This is a genomic window from Marinobacter sp. bablab_jr008, assembly GCF_016464145.1.
Lineage (GTDB): Bacteria > Pseudomonadota > Gammaproteobacteria > Pseudomonadales > Oleiphilaceae > Marinobacter > Marinobacter nauticus.
The window spans coordinates 23,665-47,478 of the sequence record NZ_JACDWW010000039.1 but is presented as its reverse complement, the minus strand read 5'-3'; the positions used below and the strand labels follow the sequence as shown (position 1 = coordinate 47,478).

Sequence of the window (23,814 nt, the reverse complement as noted above, 5' to 3'; positions counted from 1 at the left end):
AGGGCGTAAGATGCTGGTGATCCGCCCGCTTCAGTCTGACGATCTGGAAGACCTCTATGCCATGGCGCAGAAGGCCGGCAAAGGCCTGACCACATTGCCCGCCGACCGGGAACTGCTTCAGCGCAAGATTGATCGCGCCCGTGAATCCTTCAATCAACGCTGTGCGCCGGAAGCGGCCCTGTACCTGTTTGCGCTGGAAGATATTCAGGCCAGGAAGACCGTTGGCATCAGTGGCATCGAGGCCCGGGTTGGCCTGGAAGAAGTGTTCTACAATTACCGGCTGAGTGTCACGGTCAATGCATCGAAAGAGCTGGGTGTGCATGTGCGCACGCCCACGCTGAACCTGTCCAACGACATGACCGACACCACCGAAATCTGCTCGCTGCTGCTTTCCGACGAGTATCAGGGCGGCGGCAATGGCCTGTTGTTATCCCGCTGTCGTTTTATGTTCCTGGACGATTTTCGCAAACGCTTTTCCGACAAAGTGTTCGCGGAAATGCGTGGAGTCTCGGACAAAGACGGTAAAAGCCCCCTGTGGGATGCCCTGGGCAGCAAGTTTTTTGACATGGAGTTCAGCCAGGCCGATATGCTCTCCGGGCTTGGCAATAAATCCTTCATTGCGGAACTGATGCCGAAATACCCCATCTACCTGCCGATGTTGCCAGACGCTGCGCGGGCGGTCGTTGGCATGGTGCACGACAATACCCGGCCGGCGCTGAAGATGCTGCAGGCCGAAGGTTTCAACTTCAACGGCATGGTGGATATTTTCGATGGCGGGCCTGTGGTTGAAGCCTTTGTCCATAACATTCGTACGGTGCGGGAAGCGGTCAACCGGCATGCCATGGTGGTCAATCACAGCATGGATCTGGATGTGCCGGCAGAGCAACGGGTGATGATCTCGAACCGGTCGTTCCGGGACTTTCGGGTAACCACCATACCCATGAACTGCATCGGGCCCGACACTGTCAAAATTCCTAGAGTGCTGGCGGAGGCTCTTTTAGTGGAGTCGGGTGATCCGGTGCGTATTGCCCCCTTGAAGGAGGGTGCTTTGTCGCCCATCCGTCCAAACAATTCCGAACCGGGAGGTGGTAAACAATGGCAAACCTGACAGGCAATGTGTACATCGACGGGCTCTGGCTGCAAGGCCACGGAGCGCCCTTTGAATCGGTGCAGCCGGTAACAGGTGAAACGGTCTGGGATGGCAATGCCGCCAGTCTCGAAGATGTTGACGCAGCGGTTCGGGAAGCTCGAAAGGCGTTTCTGGCCTGGCGCCGGAAAAGTCTCGCAGAACGCCAGGCGGTGATTGAGGCCTTCGGCGAACTGCTTGAGGCCAACAAGGAAGAAATGGCCCATCAGATCGGCCTGGAAACAGGAAAGCCTCTCTGGGAGTCCCGCACCGAAGTGGCGGCCATGATGGGCAAAATTCCGATCTCCGTGAAAGCCTACAACGAGCGTACGGGGCACACTGAATCTGACGTGGCCGGCGGACATGCGGTGTTGCGCCACCGCCCCCATGGCGTGGTCGCCGTGTTTGGCCCCTATAACTTCCCGGGCCATCTGCCTAACGGGCACATTGTGCCGGCCTTGCTGGCCGGCAATACCGTGGTGTTCAAACCCAGCGAACTGACCCCGGGGGTGGCGGAACTCACTGTCAGGCTCTGGGAAAAAGCCGGTCTGCCGGATGGGGTGATCAATCTGGTTCAGGGCGGTTCCGATACCGGCAAGTGCCTGGCCCGCCACCCGCTGATTGACGGTTTGTTCTTTACCGGCAGTTCCACCGTCGGGCACCTGCTGCACGAACAGTTCGGCGGCCAGCCGGAAAAAATCCTGGCGCTGGAGATGGGCGGTAATAACCCTCTGATCGTTCAAAATGTGTCAGATCTGGATGGCGCCGTGCACCACGCACTGCAGTCCGCGTTCCTGTCGGCCGGCCAGCGCTGTACCTGTGCTCGCCGGTTACTGGTGCCCAAAGGCAAGAAAGGCGATGAATTTCTGGCACGGCTGGTAGAAGTGGCGGCCCGCATCACCGTGGCGGAATTCGATGCTGACCCGCAGCCGTTTATGGGCTCGGTGATTTCTGCTGATGCGGCAGACCAGCTACTCAAGGCTCAGGCTGGCATGCTGGAAAAGGGTGCGAGCTCGCTGCTGGAAATGAAACAGCTCAAGCCCGATACCGGCCTGTTGTCGCCGGGGATTGTGGATGCGACCGGGATAGAGCTGGAAGACCAGGAGTTTTTCGGTCCGCTGCTGACGGTGTACCGCTACAAAGGCTTTGATGAGGCCCTGGAGCTTGCCAACAACACTCGCTACGGCCTGTCTGCCGGCATCCTGAGCGATGACCGCAAACTCTATAACCGTCTGGTGGAGGAAGTGCGCGCCGGTATTGTGAACTGGAATCGGCCACTTACCGGGGCAAGCAGTGCCGCACCGTTCGGTGGTGTCGGTGCCAGCGGTAACCATCGTGCCAGTGCCTATTACGCGGCCGATTACTGCGCCTGGCCGATGGCCTCTCTGGAAGCCGGCAAGAGTGAGCTGCCGGATAGCCTGGCCCCGGGCCTGAACTTTGACTGACAGGAACAGCTGCCATGGTTAAACATGCGGTAGAAGCAAACTTCGATGGCCTGGTGGGACCGACCCATAACTACGCCGGGCTGTCCTGGGGCAATGTGGCCTCAAAATCCAACGTCAATGCGGTGGCCAACCCCAGGGAGGCGGCACTCCAGGGATTGGCGAAGATGAAGCGGCTGGCGGACCGGGGCTATGTGCAGGGCATTCTGCCACCCCACGAGCGCCCGCACATTCCCACCCTCCGTGCGCTGGGCTTTGAAGGCAACGAGCGCCAGATTCTGGAAGCCGTAGCCAAGGCAGATCCCTCCATTCTGGCGGCGGTGTCGTCGGCGTCCTGCATGTGGACCGCGAACGCGGCTACCGTCTCTCCCAGTGCCGACACAGCCGATCACCGGGTGCACTTCACCCCGGCCAATCTCAGTGCCAAGTTCCACCGCTCCATTGAACACCAGGTCACGGGTCGTTCGCTGAAAGCGATTTTTGGTGACGAAAGTTACTTTGCCCATCATCCGGCGCTGCCGTCAGTCAGTCATTTTGGCGATGAGGGGGCGGCCAACCACACCCGCCTGTGCAGTCGCTACGGGGAGCCGGGCGTTGAGCTGTTTGTGTATGGTCAGGTCGCGTTCAATGAATCCGCTCCGGCGCCAAGCAAGTACCCGGCGCGCCAGACCCTGGAAGCGTCACGCGCCATTGCTCGCCTGCATGGCCTGACCGATCGCCATGCCGTGTTTGCCCAGCAGAATCCGGCGGCTATCGATGCCGGCGTGTTTCACAACGATGTGATTGCGGTCGGTAATGGCAATTGCCTGTTCTATCACGAGCAGGCTTTTCTTGAGGAAGCCCGGGTGCTGGCAGACATCCAGGAACGCCTGACCGGTGCCGAGCTGGAAGCCGTGCGTGTTTCATCAGCGCAGGTGCCCATCGAAGATGCGGTGGCCTCCTATCTGTTCAACAGCCAGTTGTTGAACACTGCCGATGGTATGCTGCTGGCTGTACCGGGTGAGTGCCGCGAAGTGGCCTCGGTCAGCCGGTATCTGGATGAACTGGTGAAAGCCGACACGCCGATCACCGCGGTGGAAGTGTTCGATGTCAAACAGTCCATGCGCAATGGTGGCGGGCCTGCGTGTCTGCGCTTGCGGGTGGCGCTCAACGACGACGAGCTGCACGCTATCAACCGGGGTGTGATCCTGACCGATGCGCTCTATGAGCGACTGACCTCCTGGGTTGAAGCCCACTACCGCGACCAGCTCAGCCAGCAGGACCTGGCCGACCCGATGTTACTGGAGGAAGTGCGCAAGGCGCTGGATGAACTGACCGGTATTCTTGGCCTCGGCAGCATCTACGATTTTCAGTTGTAAGGCTGGTCAGCTCAGCGTACCGGCTCGCTGGAGATAGACCGGGTCAGCATATCCATGGTGTGACGAATGAGTGCTTCGGAAGGAAACTCCCCGGCCTCGGTGGATTCCGCCTGGCACAGCATGATCACGCCATGCAGGGCGCCGCGCAGGTAAAGCGCGGTTTGCGCTGGCGACTGGATACGGTCGCGGCTGATGGTGCCGTCTTCCAGGCCAAGATGAATCGCCGCTTCCATCAGCACCATCAGTTCGTTCTTTGAACACAGCATCTCCCTGGCCTGGTCTTCTTCCGCATCGGCGATGGCGGTGGAAGCCTTGGTCAGAGCGGTGAAGTAGTCCGGAGCTTCCACAAAGAAACGGTAATAAGCCTCTCCCATGGCCCGGATCTTCCCGAGCCCGGTATCGGTTGCCTGCATCGCCCGCTCAAACCGGGTCACCAGATCCTGCCCGGCCCGCAGCATGATGCCTCGCTGGATGGCGGCCTTATCCTTGAAATAGACATAGAGCAGAGCCCGGCTCAGACTGGCTGTGCGCGCAATGTCGTCCATGGAGGTGCGGTCGTAGCCCTTTTCTGAGAATACCAGTTCGGCGGCGTCCAGAATGGCGTCGTACCTTGCCTGTTTTTCCCGTTCCCGTCGTGATTTCAGCGGTTCATTCATTGTGATCCCGAGCTTTCCGGCTTTGGCTGCATGATAACTGATAACCGATGAAAGCCGATTATTGACAATTTGTCAAAGAGTGACATGATGTCGGAAACAATGGGCAACCTCCGATGGACCGGAGGTCACAATCAACCTGTTCAGGGAAAGGGGCTGGAACACTATGTCTCTCACACTACGTCACTCTCCGTTTGTTCTGGCCAGTGCGCTGCTGGCCGTACTGTCTGTCTCCGGCTGCCGCGGTGGCGGTACCGAATCCGGCGAAAACGCTGAAAATACGCCGGTCTCCGTGCGGGTATCCGCTGTCACCGGTGGCCAGATGGAAGAAATTCCTCTGCGGTTTTCCGGCATTGTCCGTGCAGCCCAGCGTGCAACCCTCACATTTCAGGTCAGCGGGACGCTCAAGGAACGCCCGGTTGAGCTGGGGCAGACGGTAAAGCCCGGTGATGTGCTGGCGCGTCTGTACAATCCGGCGCTGGAACCGGCGCGGGATTCCGCAGCTGCCCGCCTGGATGAGCTGAGAACCCAGTTTGAACAGGCCCAGCGGGAGTGGGAACGCTCCAGCCGGTTGCATCAGCGAGGCGTGGTCTCGGAGCAGACGCTGGAACAGATTGCCGCCCGCCGGGATTCCCTGAGGGCGAGCATGGCGACAGCCGAAGCCTCACTGGCCGAAGCCACGAGGCTGCTTGAGGAAAGTGTTCTGAAAGCGCCCTTTGCCGGGCAGGTGGAAGCATTGCTGGTGGAGCGGGATGAGTTCGTGGGGGCGGGGCAGCCGGTCATGCGCTTGTCCTCGCCGCTGGGGCGGGAAGTGGAAGTGCGGGTGCCCGCGCACTTGCTCGGCCATGTCCGGATTGGTCAGGAGTTACCGGTTTGGCTGGTGCAGGACCGCAACCGTGAACCTGCCACCGGCACTGTGGTGGAGATTGCCCAGGGCAGTTCCATCCGCGGGGAACTGCATCCGGTACTGGTCAGCCTGCCACCAAATTCCCTGTCCTCCGGTGAGCCGGTGGAAGTGGGCATTGCCCCGGTGCGGGAATCTGCCATTACCGTGCCCCTGCTGGCGGTCGTTCGCGACAGTACCGGCACCAGTGTGTTCCGGGTGCAAGACCAGGTAGCTCAGCGGGTTCCGGTACAGGTCGACCGGGTCATCGGTGAGCGCGTCATGGTGCACCCGGGTGCATTGAGCCCGGGAGATCAGGTGGTGTATGCCGGTATGACCCGGCTGGTGGATGGTGACACCGTGGAGGTGCGCTGATGACCCGCCGACTGCTTAACTGTCAACGCTTGCTGGGCATGGTGGTGACCATGCTCTGCCTGCTCGGTATTGCCGCCTACAGCACCATGCCCCGTCAGGAAGATCCGAGTTTCCCATACCGGGCCGGTATGATCACGGTGAGTTATCCCGGTGCCAGTGCCGAGGCGGTTGAGCGCCTGGTGCTTCAGCCGCTGACCGATGAATTGCGTCAGGTCGAAGAGCTGGACTGGAGCCAGGGCACCGCCAGAACCGGCGTGGCACTGGCCCGGCTGAAACTCCGGGACCGCATCTACGACACCGATTCGGCGTGGGATCGGGTTCGTCAGGCCATGGAGCGGGCGCGCCAGGATTTCCCCGATGATGTGGGCCTGATGGAGCTGGATGACCGTCTGATCGACATCCCGGCCGTGGTGCTGGCCGTGGGCGGTTCACCCTCAGTGACTGAGCTTTCGGAGGTGGCCGAACGCCTGAAACAGAACCTTCTGGATATCCCTGGCATCTCCCGCATTGAACTTGAAGGGGATGCCGACGAACAGATTACCCTGGCACTTGACGACGCCGCGCTGTATCGGCTGGGAGTTCCGCCCAAGCGGATACTCGACACCCTGGCCCGGCGCAACCAGACCATCCCCGGTGGCTTCGTGGTGGTGGAAGGCAAGCGCCTATCAGTATTGCCGAACACTGAGTTCACGGACATAGACGCGATTCGCGCGACGCCCATTGAGCTGCCAGATGGCTCCCAGGTGCCCCTGGCAGCGGCCGCAGAAGTCTGGCGTGGGCCGGCCGAGCCCCGGCAGCCAGAGACCTGGTTCGACGGCGAGCGGGTGGTGTTGCTGTCAATTATCATGGAAGAAGGTTCCACCGACGCCATCCGCTTTGGCGAGCGGATCCGGGAACGGCTGGACCAGGTGCGTCCAGACTTCGAGCCGTACCAGCTCCGCGAGATGTTTTTTCAGCCCGACAAGGTGTCTGACCGGCTGGATGATCTGGCCTGGAGCCTGGTGCTGTCGGTACTGATCATTGTGGCGGTGGTATTTACCGGCATGGGTATCCGCATGGGCCTGCTGGTGGCGTCCATCCTGCCCATGGTGGCCCTGATCAGCGTGGGGCTCTATGACCTCGGGGGTGGGGTGTTGCATCAGATTGCCGTTATCGGGATGGTCATTTCCCTGGGTATCCTGATCGACAACGCCATTGTGATTGTTGAAAACATACAGGGCCATCTGGATGAGGGCATGCGCCGGCTGGATGCCCTGCGCAAGGCGGTCGGTGAGCTGGCCGGGCCGTTGGGTGCGTCTACCGGCACAACACTTGCCGCCTTTGCGCCGCTGTTGATGGCCAGGGGCGGCGCCGCGGATTTCACCCGGGGCGTGCCGGTGATGATCATGCTCACCCTTTCTGTGAGCTATCTGCTGGCAATTTCTGCCGTGCCCCTGCTGGCGGCGCGTTTTCTGAAGCCCCGGAAAAATATTCACAAAGACCGGCTTATCGGCCTGGCCAGCTACCTCGGTGGCCTGGTGTATCGGCACCCGGGCCGGTTGATTACCGCCGGCGCCCTGCTGGTGGTGATCAGCCTGGGCATGACCCCGTTCATGGCCCAGCAGTTTTTCCCCAACGCAGACCGCCCTCGTGTCATCGTCGAGATGTACATGCCCGAAGGCACCGATCAGGCCCGAACCTCTGAAGTGGCCGCCGTTCTTGAACAGGCCATTCGGACCCGGCCCGAGGCACTGGAAGTGCACCGCTTTGTCGGCTTTACCGGGCCGTCGTTCTATTACAATCTGCAGCGCTCGCCACAGGCGCCTAACCGGGCAAGGCTGGTGGTTCGCACGCCGACGCTGGCCGATACCACCGACCTGGTGAAATGGATCCGCCACGAGGCCGCCCGGTCGCTACCGGAGCTGGATATCACCGCCGGGATTCTGGGGCAGGGACCACCGCGGCCTGCGCCGGTAGAAGTCCGTGTCTTCCATCCGGACGACAACGCCCGCGCCCGAGCCACCGAGCAGGTCTATTCCATTCTCAGGGGTGTTGAGGGCACGGTGGATGTTCGTCACGATCTCGACATTGGTGTGCCCAGCATCGCCATCAATGTGGACGACGCCACCGCCGCCCGCTATGGCCTCACCCGAGCCGATGTTGCCCAGAGCCTGTATGGCCAGAGCTACGGCGCCGTGGCTGAGCGTTATCGACAGGAGGACGACCCGATACCCATCGTGCTGCGCTCCCGCGAAGGCACGTCGCTGTCACTGTCGCGCCTGCTGTCTGTGAATACCTACAACGACCAGGGCGATGCCATTCCGCTATCGGCCGTGGCCACGGTTGAAACTACCTGGGAACCGGCGGCGGTTTACCTGCGCAACGGGGTACGGGTGAATACGATCAGTGCCAATCTGGAGGAAGACTACAGCTTCAGCCAGGCGCTGGACGGCCTGTATGCGGGCCTGGAACAGAACCCGTTGCCGGCGGGCACGCGACTGGACATGGGAGGAGATGCCGAAGGTTCTGACCGTGCCAACTCCGCACTGCTGACCGCGGCACCGATCGGCATGCTGCTGTTGCTGTTCTTCCTGCTGTTGCAGTTCAACTCCTTCCGGCGGGTGGGCATTATCCTGCTGACCGTACCGCTGGCAACCGTTGGCATTTTCCCGGGGCTGGTTCTGTCCGGTTCGCCCTTCGGTTTTCAGTCGCTGCTGGGGGTGATTGCTCTGGTTGGTATCGTGGTGAACAACGCCATCGTGCTGCTGGACGTAATGGATCGGGAGCTGGAACGGGGCCGAGCCATTGCCGATGCGGTGCGCACCGCTGTGGAACGCCGTACCCGGCCCATCCTGCTGACCACCGCAACCACCGTGGCCGGCCTGCTGCCGCTGGCGTTCTCAAGTTCCACCCTGTGGCCACCCATGGCCTGGGCCATCATCAGTGGTTTGCTGGCTTCGACGGTCCTGACCCTGCTGGTGATACCGTCAGTCTGCACCAAACTGATCAAACTGCCGGTGGGCGAACCCGAAAACGCGCCAGCCTGAACCTGGTGTCATGTACAGGGCGGCTCAGACAGAGCCGGCCCTGTACACTTCCCTGGCTCGGATCATCAAACCCACCCGCTGGCCCACAGGCACCGCCCGGTTTGGAAACACCACCGCCTCCGGCGCGGTTCCGACCCGGTAGTCATCCTGATCATCCTCCCAGATCACCGTGCCAGGCTGATACTCCGTGAAGTTCGCCACATCGTCCGGAACATGAAACCGGAAAGACGGCCCGGTATTGAGCACCTCATGCACCACCTCAAACACCGTCAGATGATCAAATGGTGGCTGCACTGCGGGCGCTGCCTCGCCCCGGAAACGCCGGCGCAAGGCCCGCTCAATGCCTTGGAACCGTCGCAGATCATTCCGGCCAAACGGCTCCACCTTGCCCAGTTCAATGGTAAAACTCTCCGCCTTCAGAGTGCTGGCAGTGAACGATGAAAACACTGTCGATTCCTTATGCTGCAGCAACAGGGTCTCCACCTCGGCCTCCAGCAGGAACGCACACTGGCCGGCCGGAACCGACCGCCCTTCCACGTACGGGTACAGCGCAAAGCGCTCCCGTTTCGACGGGCGAATAGCGGTATGCAGATCATAATGGTTTAACGCCAGGCCCTGATGCGCCATCGCAAATTGCCGACACATTTCCTCCAGAAACCGAGCCCGCCGGCCCTCCGCAAGCCCGGAATATTCCGGTTTGCCATGGGCACCATTGAACAACCGGTTCATGTTCACATCCAGAAACCGCTCACCCTCCACCATGGCAGGAGGGTTGCCCAGGATCAGCAGCAGCGGGCACGCCAGCGACCACTCCCCGGAAAACAACTCCGACACCAGCGTGTTGAGCACTTCAATCGGCGCCGTTTCATTGCCATGCACCCCGGCAGAAATGATCAGCGCTTCCTGATTCGGGTTAGCCCTGTCAGCCGGTGGCGTCAGCCACAGAACCCCGTTGGCCTTGCGGGAAACCTGGGTGCCATCGGGCAGGGAGGTTTTGGTTTCGGGCAGATCAGCGGAAGCGTTGGCGAGGGTATGGCTAAGCCAGTCCGGGTGAAAGTCAAAGATTTGATTCGTAGCCTTCATAGACTCCCCTGCAGCGTTTGGGGGCATCTGGCTGGATAGGCTTTCCGGGAATTTCGGAGGCCATGGATGGCGCGGAGAGAAGCGCACAGGGATGTGCTTGTAGCGGTTCCCGGAAAGCCTATCCAGCCAGATGGCCATGCTCCCGGCGATGGGAGCAAAAGTTAGCCATTCACCGGCCGCTGATGCCGCAAAAGATGGTTTTCCAGCTTGCGGAAAGCAAACACCAGAATAAACGTCAGCGCCATATAACAAAGCGCCACGAAAATAAACGCATCAAACGGCGCGTAAAACCGCGAATAAATGTTTCGTGCCGCCCCTGTCAGATCAACAATGGTGACCACACTGGCAATCGCACTGGCGTGCAGCATGAAAATCACCTCATTGGAATAAGCCTGAACCGCGCGACGCGCCGCGCTTGGCAGAATGATCCGGCGCATCCGCAGAAACCAGTTCATGCCATAGGCTTTCGCCGCCTCGATTTCACCATGGGGCGTAGACATAATCGCCCCCCGGATAATCTCCGTGGTGTAGGCTGCGGTATTCAGCGTGAAGGCCAGCAGGGCAGGATAAAGAGGTTCCCGGAAGATCTCCCACCAGAAAGTCTCCTGAATCCCCGGAATCTGCGCTACTCCATAATAGATAATGTACAGCTGGATCAGCAGCGGCGTGCCCCGGAACAGATAGGTGTAGATCCAGATTGGCCCGGACACCAGCGGATTCCGGACCGTACGCAGAATCGCCAGCGGAACCGCCACCACCAGGCCGATGACCAGCGACAGAAACACCAGGTGTACGGTCGTCACCAGACCGTCCCAGTACTCCATCAGCGTCATGGCCGTGAAAATTTCGTTCTTGTTCAACCACTCGGCAATGAAATCAGGCATCGTTTAATTCCCCTGAACCACGCCGACATTGGCTCGACGATCAAGCCACTTGATAAACAGCTCCGACCCCGCCGTCAGTGCCAGATACACGGCAGCCACTGGTACGAAGAAGTGGAAAGGCATGCGCTCCGCCTTGGCGGCTTCCTCCGCCACCCGCACCATATCGGTCAGGCCGATGATGGACACCAGTGCCGTGGTCTTGAGCAACACCTGCCAGTTATTGCCGATGCCCGGCAGGGCATGGCGCAACATCTGCGGGATCATCACCCGCCGGAAGGTATGCCAGCGGGAAAAACCATAGGCCTTGGCCGCCTCAATCTGACCGACATCCACTGCCAGAAAGGCGCCGCGAAAGGTTTCGGTCATATAGGCACCGAAAATCAGACCGATGGTCACCACGCCGGAAATGAAAGGATCAAACTGGAAGAAAAAGTCGATACCGCGGGTTTCCCACAGATAATCCGAAAGCATGTTCACCGCTACCTGGCCGCCGTAATAGAACAGCAGCATCATTACCAGGTCCGGAACCCCGCGAATCAGCGTGGTATAGGCGGTTGCGATGCCGGCGGCAACACGGCTGCCGGAGAGTTTTGCGCTGGCACCAACCAGGCCAAGCGCCAGGGCCAGGGCCAGAGACAGGAAGGCCAGCTCAATGGTGATGACCGCTCCTTCTGCGAGGGCCGGGCCATAGCCTTTCAGATCAAACATGGGAGTATCCGGTCAGCGGGGGCGACGTGGCGCCGCCCCCGTGGTCATTACATCTTGATATCGTAGTTAAAGTACTTCTTCATGATGGTGTCGTAGGTGCCATCTTCCTTCAACGTGCGCAGGGCGGCGTTTACTTCATCGGCCAGGTCGGCATCACGCTTGCGCATGGCAACGCCCACACCTTCACCCAGTTTCACAGGCTCGCCCACTTCCTTGAAGCCGTCTTTGGACAGAACAGTCTGCTCACCCACCGGATAGTCGACAAAGACCACGTCCAGGCGCTGCCCTTCAAGGTCCAGCACCATGTCATCAGCGGTGGTGTAGCGCTTGATTTCAACAATGCCACCCATGTTCTCTGTCACGTAGGTGTCCATGGTGGTACCGCGCTGAACACCGACAGTCTTGCCTTTCATGGCATCCATATCAGTGACGTCGGTGCTGAAATCGTTCGGGCCGAACCAGCCGCCCGGGGTATTGTAGTACGGCTCGGAGAAGAGCACGCGCTCTGCACGCTCCGGTGTAATCGACATGGAAGACATGATCAGATCAAACTTACGAGCCAGCAGGCCCGGAATCATGCCGTCCCATGCCTGGATGACGAATTCGCAGTTGGCGTTCATCTCTTCACACATGGCGTCGGCCAGTTCCACTTCAAAACCGGTCAGCTCACCGTTTTCGTCTTTGTATTCGAATGGCTCGTAGGGCACATCAAAAGCAATGCGCAGGTTTCTTTCCTGAGCCTGGGCCGTGCCGGCAACCAGGGCCAGGGCGCAACTTGCTGCAACAATCAGTTTTTTCATGTGTCACTTCTCCGGTAATTCGCCACAAAGGCTTTATTTTTTATGGAAGTTTCGGGAGCTATTCTTCAACGCCTCGTCCAACACCGATTCAAGATAGCACTGGTGTTCAGAACTTGGGAGCAAGAAATTGCTTCATACGCTCGGAATCCGGGTTGTCAAAAACCTTGTCCGGGGTTCCCTGCTCCTCAATCACGCCCTGATGCAAAAACAGGACCTGGCTCGACACATCCCTCGCAAACGCCATCTCGTGGGTGACCACGATCATGGTTCGGCCTTCCTCGGCCAGACTCTGCATAACTTTCAGGACCTCGCCCACCAGCTCCGGGTCCAGGGCCGAGGTTGGCTCATCAAACAGCATCACTTCGGGTTCCATGGCCAGCGCCCGGGCAATGGCCGCCCGCTGCTGCTGTCCGCCGGACATCTGGGCCGGGTAATAGTCCTTGCGTTCGTAGATGCCGACCTTGTTCAGGTAGGCCTCTGCGCGCTCAATCGCTTCTTTTTTCGGAATCTTCAGAACGTGAACCGGCGCTTCGATAATGTTCTCCAGCACCGTCATATGGGACCAGAGATTGAAGCCCTGGAAGACCATGGAGAGGCGAGCCCGGATCAGTTCCACCTGGCGGTTATCGGCGGGTACCCGTTCACCTTTTCGGTTTTCGGTGAACCGGATTGGGTCGCCGTGCACAATAATGTCACCGGAGGTGGGGGTTTCCAGCAGATTGATGCAGCGCAGAAAGGTACTCTTGCCGGAACCGGAACTGCCAATCAGGGAAACCACATCACCCTTACGGGTTTCCAGAGAGATGCCCTTGAGAACTTCCAGCTTGTTAAAGGTCTTGTGGATGTCCCTGCAAATAAGAGGCGCTGGTTCCGCCATGGCTGGCTCCTGAGACTGTCATACAAAGGCGCATGTTTTACGGACTGTTGCCGTGGAAATCAATACCGCTTTGTTGGGTTTTCGTGAAAGTTGTTGGACTCGAGTGAGACTCGAATGACCTCTGCCCCCTGGTTTTCCAGGCTTCTCAATGAATCCTGAACAAAACGTACGTGGGCCATGGCCACCTTGCGGGCGGTTGTGGCCTTGCCCGCCATAATGGCCTGATAGATCTGCTTGTGCTGCTTCATGATTAACTGGCGCATCTCCGCCCTTGGATTCAGGTTGGCAACGGAGGCATGCACGGTCAGCAGCATCATGTTTTTCAGACCATTGAGCACATGTACCAGTACCGGGTTATGAGATGCTTCAATTATAGCCTGGTGAAAACCGTGGTCGGGTTTGGCGTTGCTGAGCGGGTCGGTGTCTTCCAGGGCACGGTAGGCTTTGGTAATCCGGTGTAGATCACCTCGGGTGGCGCGCTGGGCTGCAAGTTCGGCCGCCTGGCCTTCCAGCTGTTCGCGCACTTCCAGCAGGTCATAAAGGGTGCGGGGGTGGCCGGCAAACAGGTGCATCAACGGGCTGTTGTCTTCCAGATCGTCTGTGTTCGGGACAATGCTGGCAACAAAAGATCCCCGTCCATGCTGGGTTTCGATGACGCCCCGCCCCTGGAGTTCATGCAATGCTTCACGAATGATGGCCCGGGAAACCCCCAGTCTGGTCGAAAGCTGGCGCTCCGAGGGTATCTTCTGCCCCGGTGCCAGGCCGCCGTCGAGAATCAGCCGCTCTAGCCTGAAGGAAATTTCCTGCGATATCCCCATGTTTTCTACCTGACGGGTCTTGCTGGTCAGACCAGTTGCTGTTGTTCAAGTGATCAGGAAGTCCTTCTCGAGTGTTGCCCTCCAGACCGCTAACTATGGCCTATAGCACCGAATTCGTCCATTTTGCCGCAATTAAAAACTGGTCTGACCAGTTGGCAATTCTCTGGACTAAACCGCACCTGCCTACGAATATCTTTTTAATGCTGGCATTTGCTGGTGTTGGATTACCTCTGCATAACAACAAAGTGAACGGAGATGTTTCGATGAACATCAATGATAACAACGACAAGCATTGTGATTCAGACGCAAACCCACCACGCCGGAGTTTTCTCAAAAAAATGGCGGTTGGTGCAGCCCTGGCAGGCGCGCTGACACTGGGCGCCGGTCAGGCCCAGGCCGCGACTACCTGGAAAATTCAGTCGGTGTGGGATGCGGGCACGGTTGGCTATGACCTGTTCGAGGAATGGTGCAACAGCATCAAGGAAAAATCCGGCGGAGAACTTATTTTCAGGCCGTACCCCGCAAAGGCGGTCGCGGCCGACAACAACGCGCTGTTTGATGCGGTACGTAATGGCGTACTGCAGGGGATGAACCCGTTTACCCTGTACTGGTCAGGCAAGATCCCGGCCTCGGTGTTCCTGTCCTCTTACCCGGCCGGCCCGGACCAGCCTCACCAGTGGGACACCATGTTCTATTCCCTGGGCATGCTGGAGAAAACCCGGGAGATCTACAAAAAGTACGGGCTGTTCTACGTGGGCCCGATTCAGCACGACGCCAACATCATTCATTCCAAGAAGCCGGTGAACAGCCTGGCGGATCTCAAGGGCATGAAGATCCGGGTGCCTGGCGGCATGGTGGCTGAAGTATTCCAGCAGTTCGGGGTATCCACTGTCAGCCTGCCGGGTTCCGACATCTTCCCGGCTCTGGAAAAGGGCACCATCGATGCGGCGGACTACGTGGGCCCGGCGGTGAACTATGAGCTGGGCTTCTCGCAGGTGACCGATTACATCCTGTTCGGGCCTCCAGGGGTGATGTCTATTTACCAGCCGGTGGATCTGATGGACCTGACGGTGAACCTGCGTGCCTGGAACGCCCTGGATCCCAAGCTGCAGCAGCTGGTTGAGGAAGAGGTGCGCAATTACTCCCAGAAGCACTACCTGACCATCCAGAAGCGCAACATCGAAGCCATGGAGAAGTTCAAGGCGGATGGAGACACCGTCACGCGTCTGAGCCAGCAGGATCTGCAGGAGTTCCGTCGCGCGGCAATTCCCATCTGGTACAACTGGGCGAACAAGAACGAGGATGCCAAGGCCATCTTCGATATGCAGCTCGAGTACATGATGAACGACACCGTGGGCTACGTCACCGAGGAAGACCTCAAGGCGGCTGGCAAGTAAACCGGCACTACCAACAACAATCAAAAAAGCGGGGAAGGGCAGGGAAGCCTTGGTTCAGGGCGCTCTCTCCCTTCCCCGCGTTGTCACTGACGTGAGGACAGTATGTCTGATCTGAGCAACTTTGGCTTTGTGCTGCCGCACTGGTTCTACTGGGGTTGGCTGGCGGTAATGCCGCTGCTGATGATGGCGTGGGACCGTTGGTCCAGTAGCCGTGGCGTGCAGGCGATTGACAAGAATGCCCTGGCAAACGAGAAGCTTCAGCAGATCGAAGCCGAAATGTCGAAAACCATCGAGTCGGATTACGCGAACTGGTTTACCCGGATTATCGACTGGATCAGCGAAAAATCTGGCGTGTTTATTTCCTTCTGGACCGTAAACGCCGTTGTTTTCTACTTTTTTGAAGTGGTTATGCGCTACATCTTCAATATGCCGACCATCTGGGTGCATGAGGCCAGCTTTCTGCTGTTCGGTATGCAGTACCTGCTGGCGGGCGCGTTTGCCCTGCTGCATGGCGCCCATGTGCGGGTCGATGTGATCTATAACCTGTTGCCTGTGCGGGGCCGGATTGGCATGGATATCTTCACCTCCATGTTCTTCTTCATGTTTGCGTTGGCGCTGGTGATTACCTCCTGGACCTTTTTCCAGAACTCCTACTCGATGGATGAACGTACCGTCGAGACCTGGGGCATCCAGTACTGGCCGGTCAAGGCCATGATGCTGCTGGGGGCTGTTCTACTTACCTTGGCGGGCCTGTCCAAACTGATCAAGGACATTGCCCTGTTCGTCAAGCTTGGCCGGGAGCAACACGCATGACTACCACTACAGTGAACAATCCGGGCCAGGGCAACCTCAAAGGCAAGCTTGGCACCTGGCTGATGATTCTGGCCACCGCTGCGCTGGCCTTTGTGATGTTTGTCGAGTTCGTCAACATTCTGTTCTACGACCCGTTCAGCGATGAGAAATTCCTGTTCAAGCTGGCCGGAAGCCTGGCCGATGTGAACATCGGACCGCTCACCTACCTGATGTTCGGCTCCCTGTTGGTGGCTTTGATGATGGGTCTGCCACTGGCGTTTGTTACCGGTGGTCTTGGGGTTGCCTTCATTTATCTGGTGGGCGACTCGCTGATGCTGAACATCATCCCCAGCCGCATCTTCCCGATGATGACCAACTCCGATCTGGCCGCTATTCCGCTGTTCATCTTCATGGCGGCGATGCTGGAACGGGCCGGCCTCATCGAAGAAATGTTCAATGTCGTCTACAAGTGGATGGGTGGTGTTGGCGGCGGCCTGGCCATTGCCACCATTGTGGCCTCGACCATTCTAGCAGCGATGGTCGGGGTTATCGGTGCGGCGGTCGTGACCATGGGGATCATTGCCCTGCCGGCCATGCTCAAACGGGGTTACGACCACAAGATCGCCCTCGGCTCCATCATGGCGGGCGGTACCCTGGGTATTCTCATTCCGCCCTCGATTCTGGCGATCCTCTATGCCGTGGTTGCCCAGCAATCGGTGGGTGAACTGTATCTGGGGTCGGTGATTCCTGGCGTTCTGCTATCCAGCCTGTATGTGTTCTATGTCTGGATCCGGGCGAAGCTGAACCCCGAACTAGGGCCTCCGATTCCCAAGGAGGAACGCATCGGCCTGAAAGACAAGCTGCTGCTTCTGAAAGACCTGATTGCGCCTCTCATTCTGGTGTTCCTGGTGCTTGGCCTGCTCTTTGGCGGCATTGCCACACCAGTTGAGGCGGCCGGCATCGGCTCCTTTGGCGCCATTCTTGTGGCGATGAAACACAAGGTGTTCACCATCGCGACTCTGCGGGATGCTTCGGTCACCACCGCCAAGGCTTCCGCCATGGTGCTATGGATCATGTTTGGTGCCTCGGTGTTTGTAGGTTTCTACATTCTCCAGGGTGGTCAGGACTTTATTACCGAATCCATTCTGGGCACCGGCCTGCCGGCCTACGGCATCCTGTTCCTGCTGATGGTCTTGCTGGTGGTACTGGGCATGTTCCTGGACTGGGTCGGCATCCTGCTGCTGGCGGTGCCTATCTTTATCCCCATTGTGGAAGCCCTGGAGTTCCCGGGTCTGTTCGGCCTGCCGGGCGTGTCTGGTGACGACGTGGTGCTGTGGTTCGGGGTGTTGTATCTGGTGAATATGCAGATGTCGTTCCTGAGCCCGCCCTTCGGCTATGCGCTGTTCTATATCCGCGGCGTGTGCCCGCCGGAAATTTCCATGGGCACCATCTTCAAGTCATCCCTGGTGTTCCTGGCCATCCAGGCCCTGGGCGTATTCCTGTGCATTGTGTTCCCGGCCATCACTACCTGGCTGCCCAATCTCGCTTATGGCTAACCAAGAGGAGTAAATCGTTATGTTGACCATTCATCGTCTCGACCTGTCTGATGCACGCATCCTGATTGAGGGTGCGGCGGCCAAGGCCCGTGAAATCGGCGTGCCCATGTGCATCGCAGTGGTGGACGAGTCCGGCACGCTGATCGCCTTTGAGCGTATGGACGGGGGCAAAGTGACCAGTGTTACCATCGCACAGGACAAGGCATTTACCGCTGCGGCCGCGCGCAAAGCGACCCACGACTACAATGCCGCCAACGTGCCGGGCAACCTCGCCTTCGGTATACATACTGAAGTGGGCGGTCGCCTGAGCACGGTAGGCGGTGGCCTGCCGGTGATGGTAGACGGTGAAGTGGTCGGCGGTATCGGTCTCAGCTCGGGCACGCCACAACAGGACATGGACTGTGCCCAGGCTGGCATCGACCATTTTGAAAGCAAACGCCAGTAACCGGTGTCTCTTATGAATACTCAATCCCGTATCAGCAAATCCCGGCTGGCGGAGCAGTTCCGGGCCTTTATTGACCCGGACTTCGTCATCACCGATGACGAAACCCTGAAACCTTATGAGTGCGATGGCCTGGCCATGTACCGGGAAATGCCCATGCTGGTGGTGCTCCCGGAAACCGTGGAACAGGTGCAGCGGGTCATGCGCATTTGCCACGAAAACGGTGTGCCGGTGGTGGCCCGTGGTGCCGGTACCGGTTTGTGTGCCGGTGCCATGCCGCATAAGGAAGGGGTAGTGCTCTCGCTGGCCAAGTTTAACCAAATTCTGAACATTGATCCGATTGGTCGCACCGCACGCCTGCAGCCGGGTGTCCGTAACCTGGCGATCAGCGAAGAGGCTGCACAGTACGGCCTTTATTACGGGCCGGATCCTTCCTCTCAGATCGCCTGCACCATTGGCGGCAACGTGGCCGAAAACTCCGGTGGCGTGCACTGCCTGAAGTACGGCCTGACCGTGCACAACATCCTCAGTGTGGAAATGATCACCGCCGAGGGTGACCGGGTAACGGTCGGCAGCGATGGCCTGGACAGCTACGGTATGGATCTGCTGGCGCTGCTCACCGGCTCTGAAGGACTGCTGGGCGTGGTCACCGAGGTGAAGGTGAAACTGCTGCCCAGGCCGGAAGTGGCACAGGTGATCATGGCGGGCTTCGACAGCATCGAGAAAGCGGGCGACGCGGTGGGTGGCGTGATTTCCCACGGCATCATCCCCGGTGGCCTGGAAATGATGGATGGTCATGCCATTGTCGCGGCCGATGACTTCTGCGGTGCCGGGTATCCCCGGGATGCCAAGGCCCTGCTGCTGTGTGAAGTGGACGGCACCGAAGAGGAAGTGCACGAACACATCGCAGAGGCCGAAGCGCTGTTCGGTAAGCTGGGCGCGACCTCCATTCGCACCTCACAGAGCGAGGAAGAGCGGGCTCTGCTGTGGAAAGGGCGCAAGTCGGCCTTCCCGGCGGTGGGGCGGATCTCGCCGGATTATTACTGCATGGATGGCACCATTCCGCGTCGCTATCTGGCCAAGGTATTGCTGGAAATGGAAAAGATGTCAGAAGAGTTCGGCCTGCGGGTGGCGAACGTGTTTCATGCGGGCGATGGCAACCTGCACCCGCTGATCCTGTTTGATGCCAACGTGCCAGGCGAATTTGAGCGCACCGAGGCGTTCGGCAGCAAGATCCTGGAACTCTGTGTGGAGGTGGGTGGCTGCATCACCGGTGAGCATGGCGTGGGCGTGGAGAAAATTCGCCAGATGGCGGTGCAGTTCAATGATGACGAGCTGCAGCAGTTCCACGATGTGAAAGCGGCCTTCGACCCCACCGGAATTCTGAACCCGGGCAAAGGGGTGCCCACCCTGAAATTCTGTCAGGAATACCGCTCCATCGAGCACAAGCAACACAAGCACGAAGAGGCGGACACTGCCCATGGCTGATCAGATCCAAACGATACAGGAGCAGGTGCTCAAGGCCCGCAGTAACGGGCAGAAACTCAACATTGTCGGCGGCGGCAGCAAGTCCTTTATGGGGCGCCAGAGCGATGCTGATGCCAGCATTCTGAGCCTGGCCGAGCACACTGGTGTGGTGGAATACCATCCGGTAGAGCTGGTGCTGACGGTACGTGCCGGTACCACCCTGAAAGAAATTGAAGCGGTGCTGGCGGAGCAGGGCCAGTGTCTGCACTTTGAGCCGCCGCATTTTGGCGACGCATCCACCATCGGTGGCACCCTGGCCTGTAACCTGTCCGGCCCCGCCAGGCCCTGGACGGGCTCGGTGAGGGATCAGGTGCTGGGTATTCGCTTGCTGAACGGCAAGGGCGAACACCTGCGTTTTGGTGGCCAGGTGATGAAAAACGTGGCGGGATATGACGTTTCCCGTTTGCAGGCCGGCGCCATGGGAACGCTCGGGGTGATCACCGAAATCAGTCTGAAAGTCATGCCGAAGCCGGCGGCCACCGTTACCCTGGTGCGGGAGATGGCCATGGACGAGGTGGTGGAATACATGAACCGCCGTGCCGGTGAGCCCAAACCCATCACCGGTGCCTGCTGGGTCGATGGCAAGGTGTACCTGCGCCTGGCCGGTGCAAAATCAGCGGTTGAGGCGACCGCCGAGAAGTGGGGTGGCGAGGTTATGGCTGAGGGTGACCAGTTCTGGCGAGAGGTTCAGGACATGCGGCACGACTTCTTTGACGATCCGGAAGCACCTCTCTGGCGGTTCTCCCTGGATTCCACCGCCAGAACGCCGAAGCTGGACGGCCCCTGGATGATCGACTGGGTTGGCTCCCAGCGATGGTATCACGGCCAGGCCTCACTCAGCGATCTGGAGCCACTGGCTCGTGCTGCCGGTGGTCAGGTCAGCCTGTTCCGGGGTGGTGATCGCACTGCCGAAGTGATGCAAAGCCAACCCGAGGCGTTGAAAACCATCCAGCGCCGCGTGAAACACTCGTTCGATCCCGACGGCATTTTCAATCCTGGCCGTCTCTATAGCTGGTTGTAATTATGCAAACGAATCTGGTTCAACAATTTGCCAATGATCCCGAAGGTCAGGAAGCGGAGGAGATCCTCAGGGCCTGTGTGCATTGCGGTTTCTGCACCGCAACCTGCCCAACCTACCAGGAACTTAACGACGAGCGGGATGGCCCTCGTGGCCGCATTTACCTGATGAAGATGTTCCTTGAAGGCGGCGAAGTCACCGAGAAGACCCGCGAACACCTGGACCGCTGCCTGACGTGTCGAAGCTGCGAAACCACCTGCCCTTCTGGCGTGAAGTATGGCCGCCTGGTAGACATCAGTCGTGGTTTGATGGAAAAAGAGCTGCCGCGTAAGCCGCAGGAAAAATGGTTGCGCTGGGCGCTGACCCGCTTCCTGCCGGACCACCGGCTGTTCGGGTTGATGCTGCGTCTGGGCCAGGCCTTCCGTCCGGTACTGCCGGAGCGGCTGCGCACCAAGGTGCCTCCCCGTCGACACGCAAGCCCCTGGCCCTCGTCGAGCCACAGCCGTGTGGTTCTGGCTCTGGCCGGCTGTGTTCAGCCGTCAGCTGCGCCCAATACCAACGCGGCTGCGGCCCGGGTGCTGGACAAGCTCGGTGTGACCATGGTGGAAGCCCCCGAGGCCGGATGTTGTGGCGCGGTGAACTACCATCTTTCCGAACATGAGCGCGGTCTGGAACAGATGCGCCGCAACATCGATGCCTGGTGGCCCGCCATTGAAGCCGGAGCCGAGGCCATCATCATGACCGCGTCAGGTTGTGGTGCCATGGTCCAGGATTACGGCCATCTGCTGAAAGATGACCCGGTGTACGCCAATAAGGCAAGGAAGGTCAGCGAGCTGTGCACTGATCTTGGGGCGTTCCTGCTGAAGGAAGACCTGGAGCCCCTGAAGGCCAGTGCCCAGGCGGGCAAGGTGGCGTTCCACTGTCCGTGTACCCTGCAGCATGCCATGAAACAGAATGGGGTGGTGGAGCAGGTGCTCACCAAGGCGGGTATCGACCTGGCGGCCACCAAAGACAAGCACCTGTGCTGTGGCTCGGCGGGTACCTATTCCATTACCCAGCCGGAGATGAGCCAGAAGCTGCTGGATAACAAGCTCAAGGCGCTGACGGTGGATAACCCGGTACGGATTGTCACGGCCAACATTGGCTGCCAGTTGCACCTGGAGAGCAAAGCAGACGTACCGGTGAACCACTGGATCGAATTGCTGGACCGCTGATCCGTTCCTGAAAGTGGCGCTGGCTTTCGGTATAGTTACCAGCGCCTGTCCCGCTGCTGTGATGGTGGCGGGGCTCTCCCTCAGACTATTCACAGGATGTGAACCCATGCCAAGGAAACTGGCCCTGAGCCTGCTTTTCGTTGCCGCGGCAGCGCCCGCCACTGCTGAAATCTACCGCTGGACCGATGCCAACGGGTCCATACACTTTTCCGATACGCCACCCAGGCAGGTGCGACATTCCAGTGTTTCGGTGAAACCACCGGTGACCGTCCCCATGGGCGAAAATATCCGCCAGGCCGACCGGGTGCGGCAAAGCCGGGCTGAAGTGGAACGCTTGCTGGCTCCCGGCAGCAAGGATCGCTATGCCCAGGCCAGAGAGGCAAAAAAGCAGGCGCAACAGTGCGAGAAATATCGGAAGCAGTTGGACCGGATTCAGGGCCAGTTGCGAGCTGGTTACAGCAATGATCGAGGTAACGGCCTGCGCCAGAAACGACGCAAACTCAGCCAGCTCTATAGCCGGGAGTGCGTGCTCGACCAGAACTGATTTCCGCGCTGGCTTCGGAAACCGCGCATTGCGGTCCTTTCCTGAATATTGTTAGCTATCTATCTAGTCAGCGGGGGTAGCATTTGTCTCATTTTCAGCTCGCGTTATTACTTGGTATGACCGTCGCCCTGGGGCCTCTGGCTTTGGATGCGTATTTGCCCGCGTTCCCCGATATTGCTGAGGGTTTTGGTATTCCCCATGCGGATGTGGGCCTGACTCTGAGCGCCTATGTCGCCACCCTCGGTCTCGCACAACTGGTGGGCGGGCCTTTGTCGGATCGCTATGGCCGCAAGCTGATACTGTTTGTCGGGCTGACCATTTTCGCCATTGCCGCGATGATGATTGCCGGAGCCGATACCCTGGCGGAGTTGGTGGGCTGGCGAATTGTACAGGGCATCGGCGGTGCCTTCTGTGCGGTCTCGGTGCCTGCGATTGTCCGCGACCAGGTGGGCGGGCAGGAAGCGGCGCGCCTGTTCGGCCTGATTGGCCTGATCATGTTTATTGCCCCGGCTGCGGCACCTTCACTGGGTGCGTTGATGCTTGCGCTCGGCGATTGGCACTGGATTTTCGTATTTCTGGCCGGCTACGCGCTCTTGCTGGCGGTCGTGCTGCAAATCGCCCTGTTTCCCAGGTTGAAACCCAGGCCCCAGGCTTCGACGCCGGTGAAAACTCTGGTAACCAACTACATGCTGGTGCTTCGCCACGGCACAACCATGCGCTTTATCGGTATTCAGGTGATGTGCTTCAGCACCATGCTGCTGTTCATTACCCATTCGTCGTTTATCTACCAGGAGTGGTTCGGCCTGTCCAACGCCAGTTTCTCTATGCTGTTCGCGGCCAATATCGGATTGATGGCGGTGCTGAATCTGGTCAACCGGCCACTGTTGCGGCGCGTCCCATCAGTCATCCTGTTGCGGGTACAGGTTATGCTGCAGTTCCTGATGTTGGTCGGGTTGGTTACCGTGGTCATTCTGGACGGGCCGTTCTGGGCGGTGGCGTTGTTCATCATTGGCGCCATTGGCTGTCAGGGCGGGATCGTGCCTAACAACATGGCCAATGCGCTGGAGTTCTTTCCGCATCTGGGCGGAACCGCCGCTGCCATGCTGGGCGCCTCCCAGTTCACCCTGGCCGGAGGGATCAGTGCGCTGTCATCGGCCTTTGGGGGTGATGCGCTTCTGCCTATCGTGCTGAGCATGCTGGCCTGCTCGGCTGGCGCGGTGGTGCTGGCGGCCGGAGCTCCAGCCGCGATTGCCCGGGAAAAGGCCAGGGCCGAAACCCTGGCCTGATACCG

General features: G+C 59.2%; 21 protein-coding genes. 14 read left to right on the top strand and 7 right to left on the bottom strand.

All coding sequences use genetic code 11. From position 1 onward, the window contains the following. Positions 1-10: 10 nt before the first annotated feature. The 3 genes from astA to astB are packed head-to-tail and all read left to right on the top strand — an operon-like array spanning position 11 to position 3,926. Positions 11-1,108, top strand: coding sequence for an arginine N-succinyltransferase (astA, locus tag JIF53_RS03560; RefSeq protein ID WP_014422568.1), 1,098 nt, complete (start codon positions 11-13; stop codon positions 1,106-1,108). Next, positions 1,096-2,571 carry a succinylglutamate-semialdehyde dehydrogenase gene (gene astD / locus JIF53_RS03555; RefSeq protein WP_121207586.1) on the top strand — a complete coding sequence of 492 codons (1,476 nt, stop codon included), beginning with the start codon at positions 1,096-1,098 and terminating at the stop codon, positions 2,569-2,571. The genes astA and astD overlap by 13 nt, the downstream gene beginning before the upstream one ends. A 14-nt stretch (positions 2,572-2,585) precedes the next feature. Next, positions 2,586-3,926, top strand: coding sequence for an N-succinylarginine dihydrolase (astB, locus tag JIF53_RS03550; RefSeq protein ID WP_199451842.1), 1,341 nt, complete (start codon positions 2,586-2,588; stop codon positions 3,924-3,926). 11 nt (positions 3,927-3,937) lie between these two features. Here astB and JIF53_RS03545 read toward each other — a convergent pair whose 3' ends face one another. Continuing rightward, positions 3,938-4,582 carry a TetR/AcrR family transcriptional regulator gene (locus JIF53_RS03545; RefSeq protein ID WP_014422565.1) on the bottom strand — a complete coding sequence of 215 codons (645 nt, stop codon included), beginning with the start codon at positions 4,580-4,582 and terminating at the stop codon, positions 3,938-3,940. Between the two features lie 163 nt (positions 4,583-4,745). On the opposite strand from JIF53_RS03545, the gene JIF53_RS03540 reads away from it, so the two are divergent. Both JIF53_RS03540 and JIF53_RS03535 read left to right on the top strand, forming a co-directional pair. Next, a complete protein-coding gene (locus JIF53_RS03540; protein ID WP_199451841.1) occupies positions 4,746-5,837 on the top strand; it encodes an efflux RND transporter periplasmic adaptor subunit in 1,092 nt (363 codons plus the stop codon). Continuing rightward, a complete protein-coding gene (locus JIF53_RS03535) occupies positions 5,837-8,863 on the top strand; it encodes an efflux RND transporter permease subunit (protein ID WP_199451840.1) in 3,027 nt (1,008 codons plus the stop codon). Before JIF53_RS03540 ends, JIF53_RS03535 begins: the two co-directional genes overlap by 1 nt. A 24-nt stretch (positions 8,864-8,887) precedes the next feature. On the opposite strand, the gene astE is transcribed toward JIF53_RS03535, so the two are convergent. The 6 genes from astE to JIF53_RS03505 form a co-directional block, all read right to left on the bottom strand. Continuing rightward, entirely contained in the window at positions 8,888-9,946 is a 1,059-nt protein-coding gene (gene astE, locus JIF53_RS03530; protein WP_199451839.1) for a succinylglutamate desuccinylase, read from the bottom strand. Positions 9,947-10,107: 161 nt separating this feature from the next. After that, the gene (locus JIF53_RS03525; protein WP_022990753.1) at positions 10,108-10,830 is read right to left on the bottom strand and encodes an ABC transporter permease; all 723 of its coding nucleotides are present in this window, start codon (positions 10,828-10,830) and stop codon (positions 10,108-10,110) included. A gap of 3 nt (positions 10,831-10,833) precedes the next feature. After that, positions 10,834-11,538, bottom strand: a complete 705-nt coding sequence (locus tag JIF53_RS03520) for an ABC transporter permease (RefSeq protein WP_014422560.1) — start codon at positions 11,536-11,538, stop codon at positions 10,834-10,836. Positions 11,539-11,585: 47 nt separating this feature from the next. Continuing rightward, complete coding sequence (locus JIF53_RS03515) at positions 11,586-12,338, bottom strand: transporter substrate-binding domain-containing protein (RefSeq protein ID WP_023008671.1); 753 nt, start codon at positions 12,336-12,338, stop codon at positions 11,586-11,588. A 106-nt stretch (positions 12,339-12,444) separates the two neighbouring features. Then, positions 12,445-13,215 carry an ABC transporter ATP-binding protein gene (locus tag JIF53_RS03510; RefSeq protein WP_153740585.1) on the bottom strand — a complete coding sequence of 257 codons (771 nt, stop codon included), beginning with the start codon at positions 13,213-13,215 and terminating at the stop codon, positions 12,445-12,447. Between the two features lie 59 nt (positions 13,216-13,274). After that, the gene (locus JIF53_RS03505; RefSeq protein ID WP_153740586.1) at positions 13,275-14,033 is read right to left on the bottom strand and encodes an FCD domain-containing protein; all 759 of its coding nucleotides are present in this window, start codon (positions 14,031-14,033) and stop codon (positions 13,275-13,277) included. Between the two features lie 338 nt (positions 14,034-14,371). Between JIF53_RS03505 and dctP the strand changes: the two genes are divergently transcribed. From dctP to JIF53_RS03460, 9 genes are all read left to right on the top strand, one after another. Beyond that, the gene (dctP, locus tag JIF53_RS03500; RefSeq protein WP_014422556.1) at positions 14,372-15,430 is read left to right on the top strand and encodes a TRAP transporter substrate-binding protein DctP; all 1,059 of its coding nucleotides are present in this window, start codon (positions 14,372-14,374) and stop codon (positions 15,428-15,430) included. Positions 15,431-15,532: 102 nt separating this feature from the next. Further along, on the top strand, positions 15,533-16,243 hold the full coding sequence (locus JIF53_RS03495) for a TRAP transporter small permease subunit (protein ID WP_014422555.1): 711 nt from the start codon (positions 15,533-15,535) through the stop codon (positions 16,241-16,243). Continuing rightward, positions 16,240-17,778, top strand: a complete 1,539-nt coding sequence (locus JIF53_RS03490) for a TRAP transporter large permease (protein ID WP_014422554.1) — start codon at positions 16,240-16,242, stop codon at positions 17,776-17,778. Before JIF53_RS03495 ends, JIF53_RS03490 begins: the two co-directional genes overlap by 4 nt. A gap of 19 nt (positions 17,779-17,797) precedes the next feature. Then, the gene (locus JIF53_RS03485; protein WP_014422553.1) at positions 17,798-18,223 is read left to right on the top strand and encodes a GlcG/HbpS family heme-binding protein; all 426 of its coding nucleotides are present in this window, start codon (positions 17,798-17,800) and stop codon (positions 18,221-18,223) included. Between the two features lie 12 nt (positions 18,224-18,235). Further along, positions 18,236-19,708, top strand: a complete 1,473-nt coding sequence (locus tag JIF53_RS03480; RefSeq protein ID WP_153740587.1) for an FAD-linked oxidase C-terminal domain-containing protein — start codon at positions 18,236-18,238, stop codon at positions 19,706-19,708. Continuing rightward, complete coding sequence (gene glcE, locus JIF53_RS03475) at positions 19,701-20,768, top strand: glycolate oxidase subunit GlcE (protein ID WP_199451838.1); 1,068 nt, start codon at positions 19,701-19,703, stop codon at positions 20,766-20,768. The genes JIF53_RS03480 and glcE overlap by 8 nt, the downstream gene beginning before the upstream one ends. A 2-nt stretch (positions 20,769-20,770) precedes the next feature. Continuing rightward, positions 20,771-21,979 carry a glycolate oxidase subunit GlcF gene (glcF, locus tag JIF53_RS03470; protein WP_199451837.1) on the top strand — a complete coding sequence of 403 codons (1,209 nt, stop codon included), beginning with the start codon at positions 20,771-20,773 and terminating at the stop codon, positions 21,977-21,979. A gap of 106 nt (positions 21,980-22,085) precedes the next feature. Next, complete coding sequence (locus tag JIF53_RS03465; protein ID WP_199451836.1) at positions 22,086-22,523, top strand: DUF4124 domain-containing protein; 438 nt, start codon at positions 22,086-22,088, stop codon at positions 22,521-22,523. An 83-nt stretch (positions 22,524-22,606) separates the two neighbouring features. Beyond that, positions 22,607-23,809 (top strand): multidrug effflux MFS transporter, encoded by a 1,203-nt coding sequence (locus tag JIF53_RS03460; protein ID WP_199451835.1) that lies wholly within the window; start codon positions 22,607-22,609, stop codon positions 23,807-23,809. Positions 23,810-23,814: the final 5 nt, after the last annotated feature.